At 66.9% G+C, this 3,880-nt stretch carries 2 protein-coding genes; both read left to right on the forward strand.

Annotated elements, in window-relative coordinates:
* Window positions 1-300: 300 nt before the first annotated feature.
* A complete protein-coding gene (gene rplS, locus AC3XYG_RS31175; RefSeq protein WP_489143772.1) occupies window positions 301-693 on the forward strand; it encodes a 50S ribosomal protein L19 in 393 nt (130 codons plus the stop codon).
* A 258-nt stretch (window positions 694-951) separates the two neighbouring features.
* Window positions 952-3,880 (forward strand): hypothetical protein (locus AC3XYG_RS31180; RefSeq protein WP_489143773.1); only part of this gene is annotated, 2,929 nt, incomplete at its 3' end.

Genomic DNA, 3,880 nt, shown 5'->3' on the forward strand with positions numbered 1-3,880 from the left:
AGCTGATTGTGAAGTGCCCGGAGCTGATTGCATCTTCACCAGGCCGCAGATCCACGTGGACCAATTTGCCATGATATACGGCAAAGGGAAAGCAGCAGCGCAAAATGGATCACCTTGATGCAGATTGCCGCCAGAGTACTGCACGCTATGACTCCACAACTCCCCATACCCTTGCTGGGGGAGACTTGGCTGCGCACCCGGACCGGGAGCAAGGCGGCAGGAGCCAAGTCCGAAAGCGCCAGGGTAGAGATCGCCAGGCGACCGGCGAAGAGTTACCAATGAACAAGAAGGACTAGAGCCATGAACATCATCCAGACGATCGAGCAGGAACAGGTCGCGAAGCTGACCGAAGGCCGCAAGATCCCGGACTTCCAGCCCGGCGATACGGTCAAGGTCAACGTCAAGGTCATCGAAGGCACGCGCGAGCGCGTGCAGGCCTATGAAGGCGTGTGCATCGGCCGCAAGAATGCCGGCCTGAACAGCCACTTCACCGTGCGCAAGATCAGCTATGGCGAGGGCGTCGAGCGCGTCTTCCCGCTGTACAGCCCGCGCATCGACTCGATCGAGGTCGTCCGCCGCGGCGCCGTCCGCCGCGCCAAGCTCTATTACCTTCGTGACCGCCGCGGCAAGGCCGCCCGCATCACCGAGCGCCGGGACAACAAGCCCCAGGAGCAGGGCAAGGAAAAGGCGTAAGCCTCCTGCCTGTTTCAGGATTGAATCGAAGGGCCGGTGCTTTGCACCGGCCCTTTTCATTTGCGCTGTCCGGCCGCAAGGCTTCGGGTGGCTTGTGTTGTATTTGCGGAAATTGCTTCGTATCCCCGGAAACCGGCGCGAAGCTGCGCAACCTTCCCTGAATCTTCACGGAACCGTCAGAAAGCGGGTTTCGCTTCGGAACCGGATCGGTATCTAATCGTTTTGGTTGGATGCGGACCACCGTGCGGGGGGAAAGACATGTGGCCTAAGAATCTCGTGGTGCGTCGGCCCGAGCCGATCGTGGCGCAGAACCAGAACCGCGCCGCCCAGCCCACAAATCCCACCTTCGCCAGCGCGGTCGACCGGGCCAAGCAGGAACCCCCCGTCCAGCCGGCCAGCGATCCGGCCAGCGACAAGAACACTCCGGTTTTCGGCCCGGACGGCAAGCCGCTCGGCGCCACCAGCGACACGGTCACGCCGTTGAAATGGCCGCTCCGGATCTTCGGCGACGCCGGGGTCAAGACCGGCGACGACGCCGCGGTGAAGGCCCAGCTGTCCGCCACCGGCGTGCTCGACCCCAAGGCCTTCGGCACCCGGCCGGCGGCACCGGCCGATGCCGCTGACAACCTTGCGCCGGGCCAGAAGATCTGGGTGCTGGACCAGACCCGGCTGGGCTACCTCGACAGCCAGCGCGGGCTGCTGGCGAAGGTCGAGAATCCCCAGTTCGCGGCGGAGAAGGCCGGGCCGGGCGGGCTGCAGGAACAGCTCAACGACAGCGTGATCCAGGAGATCGACTACGCGTCGACCCAGCAGGCGGTCCCGGATTTCGACAAGCTGGTGGCGCCGCTGGCGCAGCGCGCGCCCGGCGACACCACCTACCAGGCGGCGCTCGACAACGCCCGCACCCATTTCGAACAGCGTTGGAAGGCCGAGGGCCGCACCCCCGACCAGATCGGCAAGCTGATCGCCGCTGCCAAGGACGGCGGGCCCGCCGCCGTCACCGCCGAGGCGAAGCGGCAGCTCGTCGCCGTGGCCGACGCCACCAAGGCCCAGCTGGGCGACAAGGCCACGCCGGAAGCGTTGTCCGCGGCGATGGCGAAGCGTGCCGGCGTCTACCTGACCTATGACGCCAGCGGCGCTGCCGACCCGAAGAAGTCTGCCTATCTCGATGCCATCCGCGAGGGCCAGGTTCAGGCGAACAAGGCGGTTTTGGTCGATCCCGCCGTCGCCGATGTGCGCAAGGCCGCCGGGCTGGACCCGAACGGCACCGACGTCCCGCCGCTGAACGAGCGGCAGACCACGGACATGCTGAAGAAGCTGGCCGAGGTGACGGACCCGCAGCACACCATGCCGCAGCAGGTGCAGGACATCCTGACCGACCCGCGGATCTTCAGCCAGGACGGCAAGGCGCCGGGGCTGCTGAACCAGGGCATCGACCGGATGGCCCATTGGCAGCCCAAGGGCGACGGCCCATACGAGGACATGGTGCCGAACCTGGCCCGGATCGCCCAGAACGCCGCGGCCTCCGACGGCAATGCGGCCGACCAGGCGAACGGTGCGGCCCCGGGCCACAAGGGCAAGGCCATGGTCGACGCCCTGGCCGCGCAGATCCTGGCCAAGGTTCCGGCCCAGCCGAAATATGAAGGCCAGGAACGCAACATGTTTGCCGATGCCCAGTTCCTGGGGCAGGAGCTGCGCAGGGCCGGCGGCAAGGGCGACATCGCCCTGTCCTTCGCCATCGCCGGCCAGGCGGACAAGGCCGGCAAGACCGACGAGGCGGCGCATAAGGGCGACAAGTACTACCACAATTTCTACTACGCCCTGCGCGACACCGGGGTCGATGCGGCGCGGGCCGGGATCGAGGATTTCGGCGGCTCCTTCGACGACAAGACCAAGCAGCTGGTCAAGGATGCCGGCTTCTTCGCCCATCCGCTGGCCAATTACGGCCAGAACCGCACCCCGGCGCAGCAGGCCGAAGACATCGCCGCGATGCGCAAGGCCGACCCGAAGGCGGCGGCGACCTACGATGCGTCAGCCGCGGATTACGGCCGGATGGTGGAGCAGCGCCAGGGCATCACCGACACGGTCGATGCCTACAAGACCGACCTGGCCGGCATCCAGGGCTTCGACAAGAAGATCGAGGGCGGCTCGCCGCTGCGGCCCGACACCAAGGCCGACAGCGTGATCAAGGCGGCCGACGCGATGCCGAAGCCGCTCAGCGCCGGCGTGACCAATCCGGACACCACGCCCCAGCCCTCGATCTGGTTCCAGCGCTCGGAACGGCTGTTCGTCACCAACTTCACCCTGGAAGGGCTGAAGGCGGTGCTGCCGGAGAACCAGTATCTCAGCGCCCGCTACACCTTCCTCGGCAATGACGGCCTAAACGCGGCGGAGCTCAGTCAGGTCGGCAAGGACGGCGGCGGCAGCTTCAACCCGCGCGTGCTCAGCCGCTTCTCCGGCGGGCTCAGCACCTTCCTGTTCGAGAAGAATGCGCTGTCGCTCGCCGAAGACCCGACCTCGCAGTGGAACGACTATCTCTATGTGCCGGTGCATGCCGCCATGGGGGCGTCGGCGCTGGCCTCGACGGTGTTGCCGGACAGCTGGAAGGAAGCGGTCTGGGGCACCGATGCCAAGGGCCTGGCCGACACGCCGTTCAACCAGCGTTACAACGCCGCCCTCGGGCGGATCGACAAGCTGGCCGTGGCCGACGGGGCCAAGACCTTCCTGCGCAGCGTCGCCGCCGGGGTGCTGAAGGATGTGCCCGATGCGGCCTACATCTTCGTCGACGGCGCCAACTCCGCCGCCAACTTCGCCAAGGGCGACTGGGTCAAGGGCATCGCCTATGGCGTCAGCGTCCTCGGCGACGGGGCTTTCGTGGCTGGCGCCTCGGCCTCGGTTTCGGCCATTACCGGCGGCACCGGGCTGGTGCTCGGTTTGGGGGCGACGGCCTGGACCGGCGTCGGCGCGGCGCTGATGCTGGTCGCCTCGGGGATCAACTACTTCAAGGGGCGGTACGACACGGCCCACACCTATGACGATGCCGACCAGCGCTATCTCGAATATCGCGGCGTGCCGTCCGATGTCGCCGACGTCATCAGCCGGGCGCGCACCACCGATGATGGCGGCCGCAGCGCCGGCCCGGGCCTCAGCGCCGTGTTCAAGCAGCTCGGCAAGTCCGACCAGGACA

The sequence above is a fragment of the Inquilinus sp. genome (assembly GCF_057815775.1).

What these genes read in the sequence shown, in the direction of transcription:
- rplS (WP_489143772.1), top strand. Translation starts at nt 301, where the DNA reads ATGAACATCATCCAGACGATCGAGCAGGAACAGGTCGCGAAGCTGACC.